The 15,370-nt window shown below is 71.2% G+C and carries 16 protein-coding genes; 7 read left to right on the forward strand and 9 right to left on the reverse strand.

Going from position 1 to position 15,370, the window contains the following annotated elements; translation table 11 throughout:
• Genes ndk through ACQBJO_RS10970 form a run of 5 tightly spaced genes read right to left on the reverse strand, consistent with a single transcriptional unit; the run spans position 1 to position 4,782 of the window.
• Positions 1-423: a nucleoside-diphosphate kinase gene (gene ndk, locus ACQBJO_RS10950; RefSeq protein WP_255186357.1), complete on the reverse strand. Its 423-nt coding sequence runs from the start codon at positions 421-423 to the stop codon at positions 1-3.
• A 25-nt stretch (positions 424-448) separates the two neighbouring features.
• Positions 449-1,276, reverse strand: a complete 828-nt coding sequence (locus ACQBJO_RS10955; protein WP_255183839.1) for an undecaprenyl-diphosphate phosphatase — start codon at positions 1,274-1,276, stop codon at positions 449-451.
• A 5-nt stretch (positions 1,277-1,281) separates the two neighbouring features.
• On the reverse strand, positions 1,282-1,677 hold the full coding sequence (locus tag ACQBJO_RS10960; RefSeq protein WP_421007325.1) for a DUF4233 domain-containing protein: 396 nt from the start codon (positions 1,675-1,677) through the stop codon (positions 1,282-1,284).
• 16 nt (positions 1,678-1,693) lie between these two features.
• Entirely contained in the window at positions 1,694-3,136 is a 1,443-nt protein-coding gene (locus ACQBJO_RS10965; protein ID WP_421007326.1) for a bifunctional folylpolyglutamate synthase/dihydrofolate synthase, read from the reverse strand.
• A 20-nt stretch (positions 3,137-3,156) separates the two neighbouring features.
• Positions 3,157-4,782 carry an FAD-dependent oxidoreductase gene (locus ACQBJO_RS10970; protein WP_421007327.1) on the reverse strand — a complete coding sequence of 542 codons (1,626 nt, stop codon included), beginning with the start codon at positions 4,780-4,782 and terminating at the stop codon, positions 3,157-3,159.
• An 83-nt stretch (positions 4,783-4,865) separates the two neighbouring features.
• On the opposite strand from ACQBJO_RS10970, the gene ACQBJO_RS10975 reads away from it, so the two are divergent.
• The 5 genes from ACQBJO_RS10975 (at position 4,866) to ACQBJO_RS10995 (ending at position 9,391) form a co-directional block, all read left to right on the forward strand.
• Positions 4,866-5,423 (forward strand): helix-turn-helix domain-containing protein, encoded by a 558-nt coding sequence (locus ACQBJO_RS10975; RefSeq protein ID WP_421007328.1) that lies wholly within the window; start codon positions 4,866-4,868, stop codon positions 5,421-5,423.
• A 93-nt stretch (positions 5,424-5,516) separates the two neighbouring features.
• Positions 5,517-6,548, forward strand: coding sequence for an iron-siderophore ABC transporter substrate-binding protein (locus ACQBJO_RS10980; protein WP_421007329.1), 1,032 nt, complete (start codon positions 5,517-5,519; stop codon positions 6,546-6,548).
• A gap of 10 nt (positions 6,549-6,558) precedes the next feature.
• A complete protein-coding gene (locus ACQBJO_RS10985; RefSeq protein WP_421007330.1) occupies positions 6,559-7,581 on the forward strand; it encodes a FecCD family ABC transporter permease in 1,023 nt (340 codons plus the stop codon).
• Positions 7,578-8,591, forward strand: a complete 1,014-nt coding sequence (locus ACQBJO_RS10990) for a FecCD family ABC transporter permease (protein WP_421007331.1) — start codon at positions 7,578-7,580, stop codon at positions 8,589-8,591. Before ACQBJO_RS10985 ends, ACQBJO_RS10990 begins: the two co-directional genes overlap by 4 nt.
• Positions 8,588-9,391 (forward strand): ABC transporter ATP-binding protein, encoded by an 804-nt coding sequence (locus ACQBJO_RS10995; RefSeq protein ID WP_255183847.1) that lies wholly within the window; start codon positions 8,588-8,590, stop codon positions 9,389-9,391. The genes ACQBJO_RS10990 and ACQBJO_RS10995 overlap by 4 nt, the downstream gene beginning before the upstream one ends.
• A gap of 116 nt (positions 9,392-9,507) precedes the next feature.
• On the opposite strand, the gene ACQBJO_RS11000 is transcribed toward ACQBJO_RS10995, so the two are convergent.
• Positions 9,508-9,846: a cupin domain-containing protein gene (locus tag ACQBJO_RS11000; protein ID WP_421007332.1), complete on the reverse strand. Its 339-nt coding sequence runs from the start codon at positions 9,844-9,846 to the stop codon at positions 9,508-9,510.
• A gap of 53 nt (positions 9,847-9,899) precedes the next feature.
• Here ACQBJO_RS11000 and ACQBJO_RS11005 point away from each other — a divergent pair, with 53 nt between their 5' ends.
• Positions 9,900-10,235: an ArsR/SmtB family transcription factor gene (locus ACQBJO_RS11005; protein ID WP_421007333.1), complete on the forward strand. Its 336-nt coding sequence runs from the start codon at positions 9,900-9,902 to the stop codon at positions 10,233-10,235.
• Positions 10,232-10,735 (forward strand): SRPBCC family protein, encoded by a 504-nt coding sequence (locus ACQBJO_RS11010; RefSeq protein WP_421007334.1) that lies wholly within the window; start codon positions 10,232-10,234, stop codon positions 10,733-10,735. The genes ACQBJO_RS11005 and ACQBJO_RS11010 overlap by 4 nt, the downstream gene beginning before the upstream one ends.
• Before the next feature lie 76 nt (positions 10,736-10,811).
• Here ACQBJO_RS11010 and ACQBJO_RS11015 read toward each other — a convergent pair whose 3' ends face one another.
• Genes ACQBJO_RS11015 through ileS form a run of 3 tightly spaced genes read right to left on the reverse strand, consistent with a single transcriptional unit; the run spans position 10,812 to position 15,181 of the window.
• The gene (locus ACQBJO_RS11015; RefSeq protein ID WP_421007335.1) at positions 10,812-11,516 is read right to left on the reverse strand and encodes an LrgB family protein; all 705 of its coding nucleotides are present in this window, start codon (positions 11,514-11,516) and stop codon (positions 10,812-10,814) included.
• Entirely contained in the window at positions 11,509-11,874 is a 366-nt protein-coding gene (locus ACQBJO_RS11020; RefSeq protein ID WP_255183852.1) for a CidA/LrgA family protein, read from the reverse strand. The genes ACQBJO_RS11015 and ACQBJO_RS11020 overlap by 8 nt, the downstream gene beginning before the upstream one ends.
• A gap of 7 nt (positions 11,875-11,881) precedes the next feature.
• Positions 11,882-15,181: an isoleucine--tRNA ligase gene (gene ileS, locus ACQBJO_RS11025; protein WP_421007336.1), complete on the reverse strand. Its 3,300-nt coding sequence runs from the start codon at positions 15,179-15,181 to the stop codon at positions 11,882-11,884.
• Between the last annotated feature and the right edge of the window lie 189 nt (positions 15,182-15,370).

The following is a 15,370-nucleotide window of genomic DNA, read 5'->3' on the forward strand; positions in this document are numbered from 1 at the left end:
TCAGAGGCTCGGGAACCAGATGCCGATCTCGCGGGCAGCGGACTCCGGGGAGTCGGAGCCGTGGACGATGTTCTCGTCCACGGTGCCCGCCCACTTGCGACCGAGGTCGCCGCGGATCGTGCCGGGGGCGGCCTCGGTCGGCTTCGTCGCGCCGGCGAGGGAGCGGAAGCCCTTGATGCACTCCTGGCCCTCGATGACGACGGCCGCGACCGGGCCGGAGGACATGAAGTCGAGGAGCGGCTCGTAGAAGGGCTTGCCCTCGTGCTCGGCGTAGTGGGCGGCCAGCTGCTCACGCGTCGGGGTGACGACGGCGAGGGCCGCGAGGGTGTACCCCTTCGCCTCGATCCGGCGGATCACCTCGCCGGTGAGGCCGCGGCGGAAGCCGTCGGGCTTGACGAGGATGAGGGAACGTTCGGTCTGCACAGTCTCGGTCACGGGGTCAGCGTAGTCACGCCGCGAGCACACCCGTACCCAGCAGGGCGAAGAGCACGAGCGCGAGGACGATCCGGTAGACCATGAAGAGCGTGAAGGTGTGGGTCTCGATGAACTTCATGAACCACGCGATGACGGCGTAGCCGACGACGAAGGCGATCGCCGTCGCGACGAGGATCGGGCCCCAGCCGGTCTCGCCGGTGCCCTCACCGCCGGCGATCTTGACGACCTGCAGGCCACCCGAGGCGATGACCGCCGGGATCGCGAGGAGGAAGCTGTAGCGGGCCGCGGCCTTGCGCGTGTAGCCCATGAAGAGACCACCGGCGATCGTGCCGCCGCTGCGGGAGACGCCGGGGACGAGCGCCAGCGCCTGCCAGAGGCCGTAGAGGATGCCGTGCTTCCACGTCAGGTCGGTGAGCTCGCGGCGCTGGGTGCCGACCCGCTCGGCCGCCATGATGACGAGGGCGAAGACGAGCAGCATCGTCGCGGTGATCCACAGGCTGCGCAGGGTCGACTCGATCTGGTCCTGGAAGAGCAGACCGAGCAGACCGATCGGGATGGTGCCGATGATGACGAGCCAGCCCATGCGCACGTCGGGGTCGTCCTTGGCGACCTTGCCCGCGAGCGCGAGGAACCACTTGCGGATGATCGTCGTGATGTCACGCCAGAAGTAGATGACGACGGCGGCCTCGGTGCCCAGCTGGGTGATCGCCGTGAAGGCGGCGCCGGGGTCCTCCTGCCCCATGAGCTGCCCGACGATCGAGACGTGGGCGCTCGAGCTGATCGGGAGGAACTCGGTCAGCCCCTGGACGAGGCCGAGGATGATCGCGGTGAAGAAGTCCACGGGTGTCAGCTCTCCTGCTGGGTCGCGGCCTGGGCGGCCTGCTCACGGTCGATGCGGCGGCCGATCCGCTGGCAGTAGCCGTAGAGCACCGCAAACATCACGCCGACGAGGATCATCATGGGCACGAAGACCCCGCAGAGGATGGACAGCACCTGAACGCCCCATCCGAAGGCGATGCCGAAGGGCCGCTTCATCAGGCCGGCGCCGACGAGGGCGACGACGGCCAGGACGCACATGAGGACGAAGGGGGTCAGCCCCGCCACCACCGGCTCCTGGTCGGGGTCCAGGCCCCGGCTGGTCAGGGCACCGAAGAAGATGACGAGCGACTGCGCGCCGAGGACGGTGGCGAGCATCCGCCAGGTGAACTTGCCCTGCGGGCGCGGCGGCTGGTCGGGAGTCACGGTCGACAAGGGTAGGTCAGCCCTCGTCCTCGACCTCGACGGGCACCTCGACCGGCGGCGCGACGGGCGCCTCGACGTCGGTCACCCCGAGCAGCAGCCGCACCTCGCCGACGGTGACGATCGAGCCGGTGGCGACGACACCACCGGCCACTCCCCCGTCGTCCGCGAGCTGGGCGGCGCGGTCGAGCGCGTCGGGCAGCTCCTCGACGACGGTGACCCGGTGGTCGCCGAAGACCTCTGCGGCGATCTCGCCGAGGCGGTCCGGTCGCATCGCGCGCGGCGACGTCGAGCGGGTGACGACGATCTCGTCGAGCGCCGGCTCGAGGGCCTCGAGGATCCCGACGACGTCCTTGTCCTTGAAGATCGAGACGACGCCGACGAGGTGGGTGAAGGTGAAGGAGTCCTTGAGCGCCGTCGCGAGGACCGTTGCGCCGTGCGGGTTGTGCGCCGCGTCGACGATGACCGTGGGGCTGCGCCGGACGATCTCGAGACGACCGGGCGAGGTCGCCGCGGCGAGACCGGCCGCGAGGACCTCCTCGCCGAGCGGCTGCTCGCCGCCACCGAGGAAGGCCTCGACCGCGGCCACGGCGAGCGCGGCATTGCTCGCCTGGTGCTCCCCGTGGAGGTTGAGCAGGAGGTCGGGGTGGTCGCCGGCGATCCCGCGCAGCGAGATCATCTGGCCGCCCACGGCGACGTCGCGCTCGAGGACCCCGAAGTCCAACCCCTCGACGAGCAGTCGCGCGCCGACCTCCTCCGCGCGGTCGCGCAGGATCGCGAGCACCTCGGGCTCCTGCGGTGCGCTCACGGCGATGGCATCGGGGTGGATGATCCCCGACTTCTCGGTCGCGATCTCCTCGATCGAGTTGCCGAGGAAGTGCTGGTGGTCGATGCCGACGGGCGTGATGACCGCGACGTCGGCCTCGACGACATTCGTCGCGTCCCACGAGCCGCCCATGCCCACCTCGACGATCGCGACGTCGACGGGCGCGTCGGCGAAGGCCGCGTAGGCGAGCGCGACGAGCACCTCGAAGTAGGTCATCCGCGGCCCGTCCTCGGAGACCGAGCGGGTGTCGACGGCGTCGACGAAGGGAGCGATGTCAGCCCATGCGTCGAGGAAGGCCTCTCGGCTGATCAGCTCGCCGCCGATGGTGATCCGCTCCCGGATGTCCTGCAGGTGCGGCGAGGTGAAGCGCCCGGTCTTCAGGCCTGCCTCGCGCAGCACCGACTCGATGATCCGGGCGGTCGAGGTCTTGCCGTTGGTCCCCGTCACGTGGATGACGGGGAAGGTGCGCTGCGGCTCCCCGAGCAGGTCCATGACCGCGCGGATGCGGTCGAGGCTCGGTTCGAGGTCGTGCTCGGGGGCGCGGGAGAGGATCTCGTCCTCGACCAGGCGCATGCGCTTGCGCAGCTCGAGGGAGGCGGCGGCCTGCCGCTGGGCGGCGTCGGGGGCGGGACTCATGGGCCCGATTGTCGCACCCGTCAGCCGACCCTCCGGGCCCGCAGGACGACGTCGTGCACGTGGTGGGTCGACACGGCACCGGCGGGCCGCTCCCTTCGCTCGTGGCCCTCGACCGCCCAGCCCGGCGCACCGGCCAGGGCTGCCGCGATGGCGTCCGTGTCGACATACGCCTCGTGGTCGAAGGGGCGGGTCTGCTCGGGGGCGGCCGCCGCCAACCCCATGTCGTGCTGGTCGTGGGCGATGACGAGCAGGGTGCCGCCCGGGGCCACCGCGCCGAGCAGGTTGGCGATGCCGCGGCCGTCGGGCGTGCGCGGGATCGATGCATAGGCGGCGGTGACGAGGTCGTAGCGCTCGGCGCCGAAGGGGGCCGCAGCGTTGGCGTCGGCCTGCACCAGACCCACCTCGAGGCCGCGGCCGGCCGCGGCCACCCGCACCCGGTCGAGGGCGAGAGCGGAGATGTCGTTGGCGGTCACCTGCCAGCCCTGCTCCGCGAGATAGATGGCGTCTCCCCCTTCGCCGGCGCCGACGTCGAGGACGGTGCCGGGGGTCATCCCGGTGGCCTCGGCGACGAGCGAGCCGTTGGGGTTGCCGCTCCACTGCAGGTCGCCGCTGTAGCGGCCGTCCCAGTCGGCGGCGTGGGCGCTGGGCCGCGCGGCCCGCTCGAGGTCCTGCTGCGCGAGGTCGAAGCTGACCATCGAGCCCACCCGGCTGCCCGCCGCCGCGGTCGGCAGCACCTGGAGCATCGGCTCGGCGAGCGTGCCGGCGGCGTAGAGGCCGGGCACGTCGGTGGCTCCGGTCATCAGGTCGGCGACGACGTGGGTCGCGACCCCGCTGGGGTGATCGGTGGCCTCGAGGCCGACCCCGGCGAAGGGGGCGACCCGGGCGTGCAGACGCGTCCCGACGAGGATCGTGTCGGCCGAGATCTCGGACCCGTCGGCAAGCCGGATGCCGCGCAGGGCCCCGTCGGCGTCGCTGAGGACCGCGTCCGCCCGCTGCACGACGACGGTCACGCCGGCGGCACGCAGCGCCTGCAGCTGGGGCTCGTCGACATCGACCCCGGCGTGGACGAGCACGGTGAGGTCAGGGGTGAGCTGGCGCAGCAGCGGGAGCGGGTGCAGCCCCATGGGCGAGGTGACGAGCGCGATGATCCGCCCGTCGCGCGCCTCGTAGCCATGGCAGAAGGGGCAGTGGATGACCGCGCCGCCCCAGTGGTCGGCGAGACCGGGCACGTCGGGCAGCTCGTCGGTCAGGCCGGTCGCGGCGACGACGCGGCGCGCGTGGACGACGTGGCCGCCGGTGAGGCCGAGGCGGAAGCCGTCCTCCTCGCGCGTGACCTCGAGAACCCGACCGGTGAGGACCTCGGCCCCGTAGGAGCGCACCTCCTCGCGGGCGATGCGCAGGAAGTCGGCCGGCGGCCGCCCCTCGTGCCCGAGGTAGCTGTGCATGTGCGCGGCCGGGGCGTTGCGCGGCTCGCCGGAGTCGACGACGAGCACCGAGCGACGCTGCCGCGACAGCTGCAGGGCGGCCGCGAGGCCGGCGGCGGACCCACCGACGACGGCGACGTCGACGTGGCGCTCGATGACGGGGTGGCTCGCGTGGTGGGCACCGTGGTCGTGGACGGCGGGGTGCTGGGACTGTGCGCTCATGATGTCCACCGTAGATGCGCCTGACGGATAGTGCATACTTGCTTGCAGAATATGCAAGGCAACATCGGCCCCCGAGGAGCACCGTGAGCGAGATCGAGCGGACCGTCCGGACCCGACTGCGCGGGCTGCGCCGCGCCCAGTCCCTCTCCCTCGACGACCTCGCCGAGCGCTCCCACCTCAGCCCCTCGACGATCAGTCGCATCGAGACCGGCAAGCGAGCGATCAGCCTCGATGTCCTGCTCCCCCTGGCCCGCGCCCTGCGCACCGACGTCGAGACCCTGCTCGCCGAGGACGACGACGAGGACGTCGTCATCCGCCCGACACCGACCCGCGAGCACGGCCGCACCACGTGGGTGCTCACCAAGGCGACGGCGACGACGACGGCGATGAAGGTGCGCCTCGAGCCCGGCCCCCGCCCGCAGCCACGGGTGCACCCGGGTCACGACTGGTTCTTCGTCCTCGAGGGCAGCGTCGAGCTGACCCTCGGCAAGCGCGTCGTGCGCGTCGAGGCCGGCGAGGCAGCGCAGTTCGAGACGATGACGCCGCACGCCTTCGTCGCTGTCGACGGCCCGGCCGAGGTCGTCATGATCTTCGACCCGGACGGGCACCGGGTCCACCGACGTGATGGCGCCACGGACTGACCCCCTGCGTCGTGACCACCGAAGGTTAGGTTAGGGTCTCCTAACGTTCGAGCCGGTCACGGGACCGGCCTCCCCTTCGCAAGGACGACGACGATGCCCCTGAACCGCCTGCGCGCGACCACGACCGCGCTCCTGCTCGCCGCCCCGCTCGCCCTCGCCGGCTGCGGCTCCGACTCCGGCTCGGACGCCGACGCGACGTCCGGCGGCGGGGGCGACGCCTTCCCCGTCTCCATCAAGAGCGCCCTCGGCACCGCCGAGATCCCCGAAGAGCCGAAAAAGGTCGTCACGCTCGGCCAGGGCTCCACCGAGACCTCGATCGCCCTCGGCACCATCCCCGTCGGCATGGAGGAGTACGCCTGGGCCGCGGACAAGACCGGCTACACCCCGTGGGTCCACGAGGCCGTCACGGACGAAGGGGGCGAGCTGCCCGAGTTCGTCGGCGCCGGCGAGGAGCTCGACATGGAGAAGATCGTCGAGCTCGAGCCCGACGTGATCCTCGCCCCGTGGTCGGGCATCACCCAGGAGCAGTACGACTCGCTCAGCGAGATCGCCCCGACGGTCGCCTACCCCGACCAGGCCTGGAGCATCGACTGGGACGAGCAGATCGAGACGATCGGGACCGCCCTGGGCAAGGAGGAGGACGCCGACAAGCTCGTCGACGACCTCGAGAAGCAGCTCGCCGACGAGGCGAAGAAGCACCCGGACTGGAAGAACTACAGCTTCAGCTACGTCTACACGACGCCCGACACCCTCGGCGTCTTCAAGCCGACCGAGCAGCGTGCCGACATGGTCCGCAAGCTCGGGCTCAAGAGCGACCCGGCGGTCGACAAGATGAAGGAGACCGAGGGCACCGACTCGGCGGTCATCGGCTACGAGAATGCTGACCAGCTGAACGACAGCGACCTGATCTTCACCTTCTACAGCGACCCCAAGGCGAAGAAGCAGGCGCTCGACAACAAGCTCTACGCCTCCATCCCGGCGATCAAGGCCGGTGCCGTCGTCTCCAGCGAGGACAACGCCTTCGTCACCGCCTCGTCGATGATCAACCCGCTCACCGTGCCCTACGCCCTCAAGACGTACCCGGACATGATCGACGCGGCCATCGCCAAGGCCGAGAAGAAGTAGCCTCCGCCGCGTGACCTCGCGCCCCACGGCACGACGCACCCCACGGACCGCGCTGGTCCTCGTGGGGTGCGTTGCCGTGCTCACCCTCGTCGCCCTGACCTCGCTGGCCGTCGGCTCGAAGTCGACTTCGCTGCCCGAGGTCGTCGACGCGCTCACCGGCCGCCCCGACGCCTACCTCGCGACGGTGCTCGATGCCCGGATCGAGCGCACCCTGCTCGCCATGGGGGTCGGCGCGGCCCTGGCGGTCTCCGGCGCGCTCATGCAGGCGGTGACCGTCAACCCGCTCGCCGACCCCGGCCTGCTCGGCATCAACGCGGGCGCCGCCGCGGCGATGGTGAGCGCCAGCGTGTGGCTCGGCATCTCCACCGGCACGGTCGCCTCCGCATGGGTCGCCCTGCTCGGGGGCGGCATCGCCGCCCTCGTCGTCCACACCATCGGCACGGCCGGCGACACCGGCGCCAGCATGGTCCGGCTCGTCCTCGCCGGTGCCGTCGTGGCGGCGGTGCTCACCGCCTACGTCCAGGCGATCGCGCTGTCCCTGCCGAGGCACTTCGACAACTACCGCTTCTGGGTCGTCGGCTCGCTCGGCGACGGCGGCCTCGACCAGTTGCGGGCGGTCGCTCCCTTCGTCGTCGTGGGGCTGGTGCTCGCGCTGCTCTGCGCGAGCAGCCTCAACGCGCTCGCCCTCGGGACGGAGGCGGCCGCGGGCCTGGGGGTCAACACCGCGCTGGTACGCACCGCCGCCCTCGGGGCCGCGACGCTGCTGTGCGCGGCGGCGACCGCGGCCGTCGGGCCGATCGCCTTCGTCGGTCTCGCCGTGCCGCACATCGCGCGTGCCCTCGTCGGCCTCGACGTGCGCGCCCAGCTGCTCGGCTGCCTCGTCGTCGGCCCGACCCTGCTGCTCGGCGCCGACATCATCGGCCGGATCGTGCTGCGACCGCAGGAGCTCATGGTCGGGGTCGTCACCGCCTTCGTCGGGGCTCCCGTGCTGCTCCTCGCGGTCCGCCGGCTCGGCCGGAAGGCACAGGCATGAGCACCCTCGCTCCGGCCCGCCGTCGGGCGAGTGCGCTCGGCCTCGTCCTCGTGGGGCTCGTCGTCGCGACGGCCCTGGCAACACTGACGATGGGCGGCCTCGGCGTGGCACTGGCGGACCTGCCGGCCGGCATCGTCGAGGTGGCTCGTGGCGAGGCGACGGGCAAGGCCAACTTCGTGCTCGGTCACCTGCGCGGCCCGCGCCTGCTCGTCGCGCTGGGTGCCGGCGCCGCGCTCGGTGCCTCGGGCGCGCTCTTCCAGTCCGTGACCCGCAACCCGCTCGGCTCCCCCGATGTCATCGGTGTGAGCGCGGGCGCGGGTGCCGGAGCCGCCTTCGTCGGGCTGCTCCTGCCCGGCGCCACGTCCATCGTCCTCGGCTCGGTGGCTGGCGCGGCGCTGGCCGTCGGGCTCGTCGCCGTGAGCACCGGGACCGGGCTGTCCAACCCGATGCGCATGGTCCTCGCAGGCATCGGGGTCTCGGCGATGGCCTACGCCTTCACCCAGTACGTCGTCTACGTCGTCGCGCGCGACAAGGCGACGGTCCTGTCGGCCTATCTCAACGGCAGCCTCAACGCGCGCGGCTGGGACCACGTCATGACGATCTGGCTGGTCCTCGCGGTCGCCGCGGTGCCGCTCGCGCTGCTGTCGGTCCCCCTCGGCCTCACCGAGATGGGCGACGAGGTGGCCGCCTCGCTCGGCGTGCACTCCGGTGCCGTGCGACGAAGGGCGGTCCTCCTGTCGGTCCTGCTCGCCGGCGGGGCGGTGGCCGTCGCCGGGCCGATCGCCTTCGTCGCGCTCACCGCGCCGCACGTCACCCGGCGGCTGGCCCGCAGCGCCCGACCGCTGCTCGGGCTGTCCGCCGTGACCGGCGCCCTCCTGCTGTCGGCGGCCGACCTGGCCACCCAGCAGGTGCCGCTCTTCGACGGGCTGCCCGTCGGCATCCTCACGCTCGCGATCGGCGGCGTCTACCTCGGCGCCCTGCTCGTCTCCGAATGGAAGAAGGCGACATGACCTCCCCTTCGCTCGTCAGCGCCCGCCAGATCACCGTCGGCTACGGCGGGGAGCCGGTGATCCGTGGGCTCGACCTCGACATCGCCCGCGGCGACTTCACCGTCGTCGTCGGGCCCAACGGCTGCGGCAAGTCGACGCTGCTCAAGGCGCTCTGCCGGGTCAACCAGCCGTCCGACGGCCGGGTCGAGCTCGGCGGCGACGACCTGCACAGGATGCGCGGACGCGCTGTGGCACAACGGGTCTCGCTGCTGCCGCAGAGCGCGATCGCCCCGGAGGGGATCACCGTGGGCGAGCTCGTGACGCGCGGCCGGCACCCCCACCACAGCCTGCTGCGGCAGTGGTCGCCGGACGACGATCGGGCGATCGCCGCGGCACTGGATCGCACCCACCTCACCGATCTCGCCGACACCCCGGTCGCGACGCTCTCCGGTGGTCAGCGGCAGCGGGCCTGGGTCGCGATGGTCCTCGCGCAGGACACCGAGGTGATCCTCCTCGACGAGCCCACCACCTTCCTCGACATCGCGCACCAGTACGAGCTGCTCGAGCTCTTCGCCGGGCTCAACCGCGAGGGCCGCACGATCGTCGCCGTGCTCCACGACCTCAACCAGGCGGCGCGCTTCGCCTCACGTCTGGTCGTCATGCACGAAGGGAGGATCCGCGGCGACGGTCCACCCGCGCAGGTGCTGACGAGCGAGCTCGTCGAAGAGGTCTTCGGCCTGGCGTGCGACGTCGTCGACGACCCGCAGTCGGGCACGCCGATGGTCGTCCCCCACGTGCGTCAGCAGCCGCTCACGCCCTGACCCGTCAGCCCGCGCCACCCGACGGCGCGCCGGACTTCGACTCGCGCGCGGGTCATCGAAGCAGGCGCGAGAAATACCTGGTGCGGCAGTCGATGACTCGTGCGCCTGTCGACAGCTCAGTCCGGCCTCGCCGCCGGGTCAAGCATGACCAGCTGGAAGACGGCATCGGTGACCCCCCGCACCTCGTGGGGGACGCGCGCGTCGAGGTTGGCGACGGCTCCGGGACCGAGGGTCACTACCTGCTCCCCCGCGGCGAACTCCACGGTGCCGGAGAGGCACTGGACGAGGATCGGGAAGGCCGCCGTGTGCTCCGCGAGCACCTGACCGGCCGCGAAACGAAACATCACCACCCGGCAGCCGTGGCCCACGAGCGCCTTCTTGACGCCGGGGCGACCCCCTTCGCTCGTCGGCGCGAGGTCGAGGAGGCCGGATGCGGAGTGCAGAGTCGTGTCCATGACTCCGACCCTAGGCCTTGATAGGTGACCATATGGTCACCTATGGTGATCAGGTGAGCGATGACGACCTCGTCTTTAAGGCCCTGGCGGACCCGATACGCCGGCTGCTGTTGGACGCACTCTTCGAGCGGGACGGGCGCAGCCAGTCCGAGCTCGAGGAGGTCGTGCGCGAGCACACGGAGATGACGAGGTTCGGGGTGGCCAAGCACCTGCGGCTGCTCGAGGAAGCGAACCTCGTCGTCACCCGCAAGCAGGGGCGGACCAAGCTGCACCACCTCAACGCCGTCCCCATCCGCGCGATCCACGACCGGTGGATCGGCAAGTACACGGCGGCGCGGGCCTCCGCGCTGCTCGATCTCAAGCGAGTCCTGGAGGACGACGAGTCATGAGCGACACCGAGATCCAGATCCACCGCATCTTCATCAATGCCACGCCCGAGCGGGTGTGGGCGGCCATCACGTCGGCGGAGTTCAGCCGGCTCTACGGCTACGCCGGCGACGTCGACTACGACCTGCAGCCGGGTGGACGCTTCGAGCACCGGGCCGGCGAGGACATGAAGGCGGTCGGCATGCCCGACGTCGTCGTCACCGGCGAGGTCCTCGAGGCCGACCCGCCGCGCCGCCTCGTCCAGACCTGGGCCCCGGTGTGGATCGAGGACGAGGAGCCGGGCACCCTCACCTGGGAGATCGAGCCGAGCGCCCACGGCGCGGTCCGCCTGACCCTCACGCACGACCTCACCGGCCGGCCGACGACGGCCGAGCAGGTGGCGGGCAACCCCGACCCGAGCAACGAAGGGGGCGGCGGCTGGCCCTGGGTGCTCTCGGGCATCAAGACCGTCCTCGAGACGGGCGCACCGATGGAGCCGCACGCGGCCGACGGCGCCGCCTGACCGGCCCCGCTCGCCCCTCCCAACTCTGCAAAACCCTAGGGTCTTGCAGAGTTGGGAGGGCGCGGACGAAGGGGGGTCAGAGGAGGGCGATGACGAGCGGCACGAGCACGCTCGTCAGGAGCGCGGTCAGGCCCATGGCCAGGCCGGCGAAAGCCCCCTCCGTGAGGTCGTCGTGCAGCGAGCGCGAGGTGCCGACGCCGTGGGAGACCGCACCCATCGCCAGCCCCCGCACCCGCCGGTCGTGCACCCGCAGACGGTCGAGCAGCCACGGGCCGAAGACCGCACCGAGCATGCCGGCGAGCATCGTGAAGGCGGCGACGAGTGCCGGCACTCCCCCGATGTGGTCGGCGATCGCGATGGCCACGGGCGTCGTCGCCGCCTTGGGCGCGATCGTGGCCTCGAGCGCCTCGGAGCCACCGAGGGCACGCACCGTGAGCGCGGCCGAGCCGATCGAGACGAGTGCGCCGGCGGGCAGGGCGATCGCCAGCGGCAGGGCCATCTCGCGCAGGTGGTGCGCCTGCCGGTGCAGCGGCACCGCGAGCGCGACCGTCGCCGGACCGAGCACGAGGTGGATGAGCGCGCCGCCGGTCATGTAGGTGTCGTAGTCGATGCCGAGGACGGCGAGCAGCGTGATGAGCAGCGCCGCGGCGACGAGCACCGGCTGCGCGAGCGGGTGCCCGCCGGTGCGGTCACGCACCCACACACCGGCCCGGTAGGCGAGCAGGGTGAGGAAGACCCAGGTGAGCGGCGAATCACGCAGCCAGTCGATCGCCTCAGTCATGCGAGCGCACCCGCACTCCCCGGCGCCCCTGCAGCCACGAGGCCAAGCCGGCGACGGTCACCAGGCCGAGCCCCCACGACAGGACGAGCCCGCCGGTGACCGGCAGCCACTGCCGCCCCAGCTCCGACGCGTGCACCATGATCCCGACCGTCACCGGGACGAAGAAGAGCTGCAGGTGTCGCAGCAGCCCGTCGGAGAAGCGCAGCGTCCCCGAGACCTCCCCCGGCCGGCGCACGGACAGCACCGCGAAGAGCAGCACCATCCCCACGACCGGCCCGGGGATCGACAGCCCGAGGACCCGGACGAAGACCTCCCCGACGAGCTGGCAGCCGAGGACCCACAGGATCCCGTTGATCATCGGCGGCTCACAGGCGCGTGACCTTGACCCGGACCCTCTCGCTGCCGGAGAGCTCGGTCTCGACGACGCCGTCGCCGAGCGGCAGCGCCTCGAGATTGGGAGCGGAGCCGAACTGGCCGGCGAGCGTCTCGTCGACGATCAGGCCCTGGTGGGCGACGGTCGCCTGCCACACCTGCTGCGAGCCGGTGATCGTCAGACTGATCCGGTCGGAGACCTCGAGCCCGGCCTGCTTGCGCGCCTCCTGGACGGCGCGGATGACGTCACGCGCCAGACCCTCGGCCGCCAGCTCGTCGGTGACCTCGGTGTCGAGCACGATGAAGCCGCCCACGGACCCGGGGAGCATCGCGGTGGCGCGGTGGCTCCCTTCGTCATCGGCCGCGACGGTCTCGAGCGTGTACTCGCCCTCGACCAGCGCGATGCCGCCGGAGGTCACGGTGCCGTCGTCGGCGACGGACCAGTCGCCCGACTTGCTGCCCTTGATCGCGACCTGGACCTGCTTGCCCAGGCGCGGTCCGGCCGCACGGGCGTTGACGGTGAGCTTCTGGCTCACGCCGAAGTCCGCGGCCGCCGGGTCGGCGATGTCGAGCAGGCTCACCTGGCGCACGTTGACCTCGTAGGCGACGATCGCGCCGAAGTCCGCGAGCTTCGCGGCGTCGGGCACGACGACCGTCAGGTCACGCAGCGGCAGGCGGTTGCGCAGCTTGTTGGCCTTGCGCAGCGCGCTGGCCGAGCTGCACACCGCGCGGGCGGTGTCCATGGCGACGACGAGGTCGTGGTCGGCCGGCAGGTCCTCCGCCTTGGGCCAGTCGGCCAGGTGCACCGACCGCTCCCCCGTGAGCCCGCGCCAGACCTCTTCGGTCATCAGCGGCAGAAGGGGGGCGGCGACGCGGCAGAGCACCTCGAGTGCCGTGTAGAGCGTGTCGCAGGCGGCCTCGGCATCCGCACGGTCGTCACCGGTGGCCCAGAAGCGCTCCCGGCTGCGCCGGATGTACCAGTTGGTCAGCACGTCGGTGAAGGAGCGGGTGCTGTCGCAGGCGCCGGCGATGTCGTAGGCGTCCATGCGTGCGGTGGTGTCCTCGACGAACTCGCGCAGCTTGGCCAGCAGGTAGCGGTCGAGCGGGTCGGTGGAGTCCGTCGACCACTTCGCCTCGTAGCCGTCGCCGAGGGCGTTGGCGTAGAGGGTGAAGAAGGAGTAGCTGTTCCACAGCGGGATGAGCACCTGCCGCACACCCTCGCGGATGCCCTGCTCGGTGACGACGAGGTTGCCGCCGCGCAGGATGGGGCTGCTCATGAGGAACCAGCGCATCGCGTCGGCGCCGTCGCGGTCGAAGACCTCGGAGACGTCGGGGTAGTTGCGCAGCGACTTGGACATCTTCTGCCCGTCGTTGCCCAGGACGATGCCGTGGCTGATGACCGACGAGAAGGCCGGCTTGTCGAAGAGCGCGGTCGCGAGGATGTGCAGCGTGTAGAACCAGCCGCGGGTCTGGCCGATGTACTCGACGATGAAGTCGGCCGGGAAGTGCTGCTCGAACCACTCCGCGTTGTCGAAGGGGTAGTGCACCTGGGCGTAGCTCATCGACCCGGAGTCGAACCACACGTCGAGCACGTCCTCGACGCGCCGCATCGTGCTCTTGCCGGTCGGGTCGTCGGGGTTGGGCCGGGTCAGCTCGTCGACGAAGGGACGGTGGAGGTCGGGCTCGCCGTCCTCGCCGAGCGGCAGCCGCCCGAAGTCGCGCTCGATCTCCTCGAAGGAGCCGTAGACGTCGATGCGCGGGTAGGCCGGGTCGTCGGACTTCCACACCGGCACCGGGCTGCCCCAGAAGCGGTTGCGGGTGATCGACCAGTCACGCGCGTTTTCGAGCCACTTGCCGAACTGGCCGTGCTTGACGTGGTCGGGTGTCCAGGTGATCTGCTCGTTGTTGGCGAGCATCTTGTCCTTGATCGCCGTGACCTCGACGAACCACGACTCGACGCCCTTGTAGATCAGCGGCTGCCGACAGCGCCAGCAGTGCGGGTAGGAGTGCTCGTAGGACTCGCGGCGCAGGAGGATCGTGCCCTCGCTGACCGAGTCGGCCTGCTCGCCGCGGGTCGTCGCCTTGAGCGCGTCGATGATCGGGCCGTTGGCGTCGAAGACGAGCATGCCCTCGTAGTCGGTGACCGGCGCGGTGAAGCGACCGTCCTTGGCCACCGGCATGACGGCGGCGATGCCCTCGCGGTCGGTGACCTCCTTGTCGACCTCACCGAAGGCACCGGCGGTGTGGACGAGGCCGGAACCGTCGGTCGTCGTCACGGCGTCGTCGGCGGCGACGACGCGGAAGGCGCCCTCGTGGCCGGCGTAGTAGGACATCGGCGGGGTGTAGGAGCGGCCGAGCAGCTGGGCACCGGTGTAGCGGCCGAGGATCGTCGGCTCGTCGCCGAGCTCGCGGGCGTAGTGGCCCAGTCGCGCCTCGGCGAGGACGTACTTCGCCGTGCTCCCCTCGACACCGGGGACCGGCGCCTCGACGACGACGTAGTCGATCTCGGAGCCGACCATGACGGCCAGGTGGCTCGGCAGGGTCCACGGGGTCGTCGTCCACACGAGCAGGTGGGCGTCGTCGAGGACAGGGTCCTCGCCGGTGGCGTCCATCCGCAGGCCGACGGTGACCGCCGGGTCCTGGCGCATCTGGTAGACGTCGTCGTCCATGCGCAGCTCGTGGTTGGACAGCGGCGTCTCGTCCTGCCAGCAGTAGGGCAGCACGCGGAAGCCCTCGTAGACCAGGCCCTGGTCGTACATCGACTTGAAGGCCCAGATGACCGACTCCATGAAGGTCGGGTTGAGCGTCTTGTAGTCGTTGTCGAAGTCGACCCAGCGCGCCTGGCGGGTGACGTAGTCGCGCCACTCGCCGGTGTACTTCAGGACCGACTCGCGGCAGGCGGCGTTGAACTTCTCGATGCCGAGCTCGCGGACCTCGTCGGTCGTCTTCAGCCCGAGCTGGCGCATGGCCTCGAGCTCGGCGGGCAGACCGTGCGTGTCCCAACCGAAACGCCGCTCGACCCGCTTGCCGCGCATCGTCTGGTAGCGGGGGACGACGTCCTTGACGTAGCCGGTGAGCAGGTGGCCGTAGTGCGGCAGGCCGTTGGCGAAGGGGGGTCCGTCGTAGAAGACGAACTCGTTGCTGCCGTCCGTGCCGGCGTCGCGGGCGTCGATGGATGCCTGGAAGGTCCCGTCCGCCTCCCAGTAGTTCAGCACGTGCTTCTCGATGTCGGGGAAGCTCGGGGAGGAGGCGACGGTGGTCGCGTCGGTGGTGGAGACCTTGGGATAGGTCATCGCGGCGGCTCCGGGGTACTCGGCGGGTCAACTCGTCAACTGCCACGAGGACGACGGCCGTCGGGCCACCGCGGTACCACCCCGCTTGTCCACCCCCAACGCCGGCGAAGGGAGGAGACCGCTCTTGGTCGATCAGTCGTCACGTGACCACTCGTCCGGGTCTAGTGAGGAGCAGAGCTCCCGTTCTTC

This window comes from Janibacter zhangyanbonis, assembly GCF_050507325.1.
Classification (GTDB): Bacteria; Actinomycetota; Actinomycetes; order Actinomycetales; family Dermatophilaceae; genus Janibacter.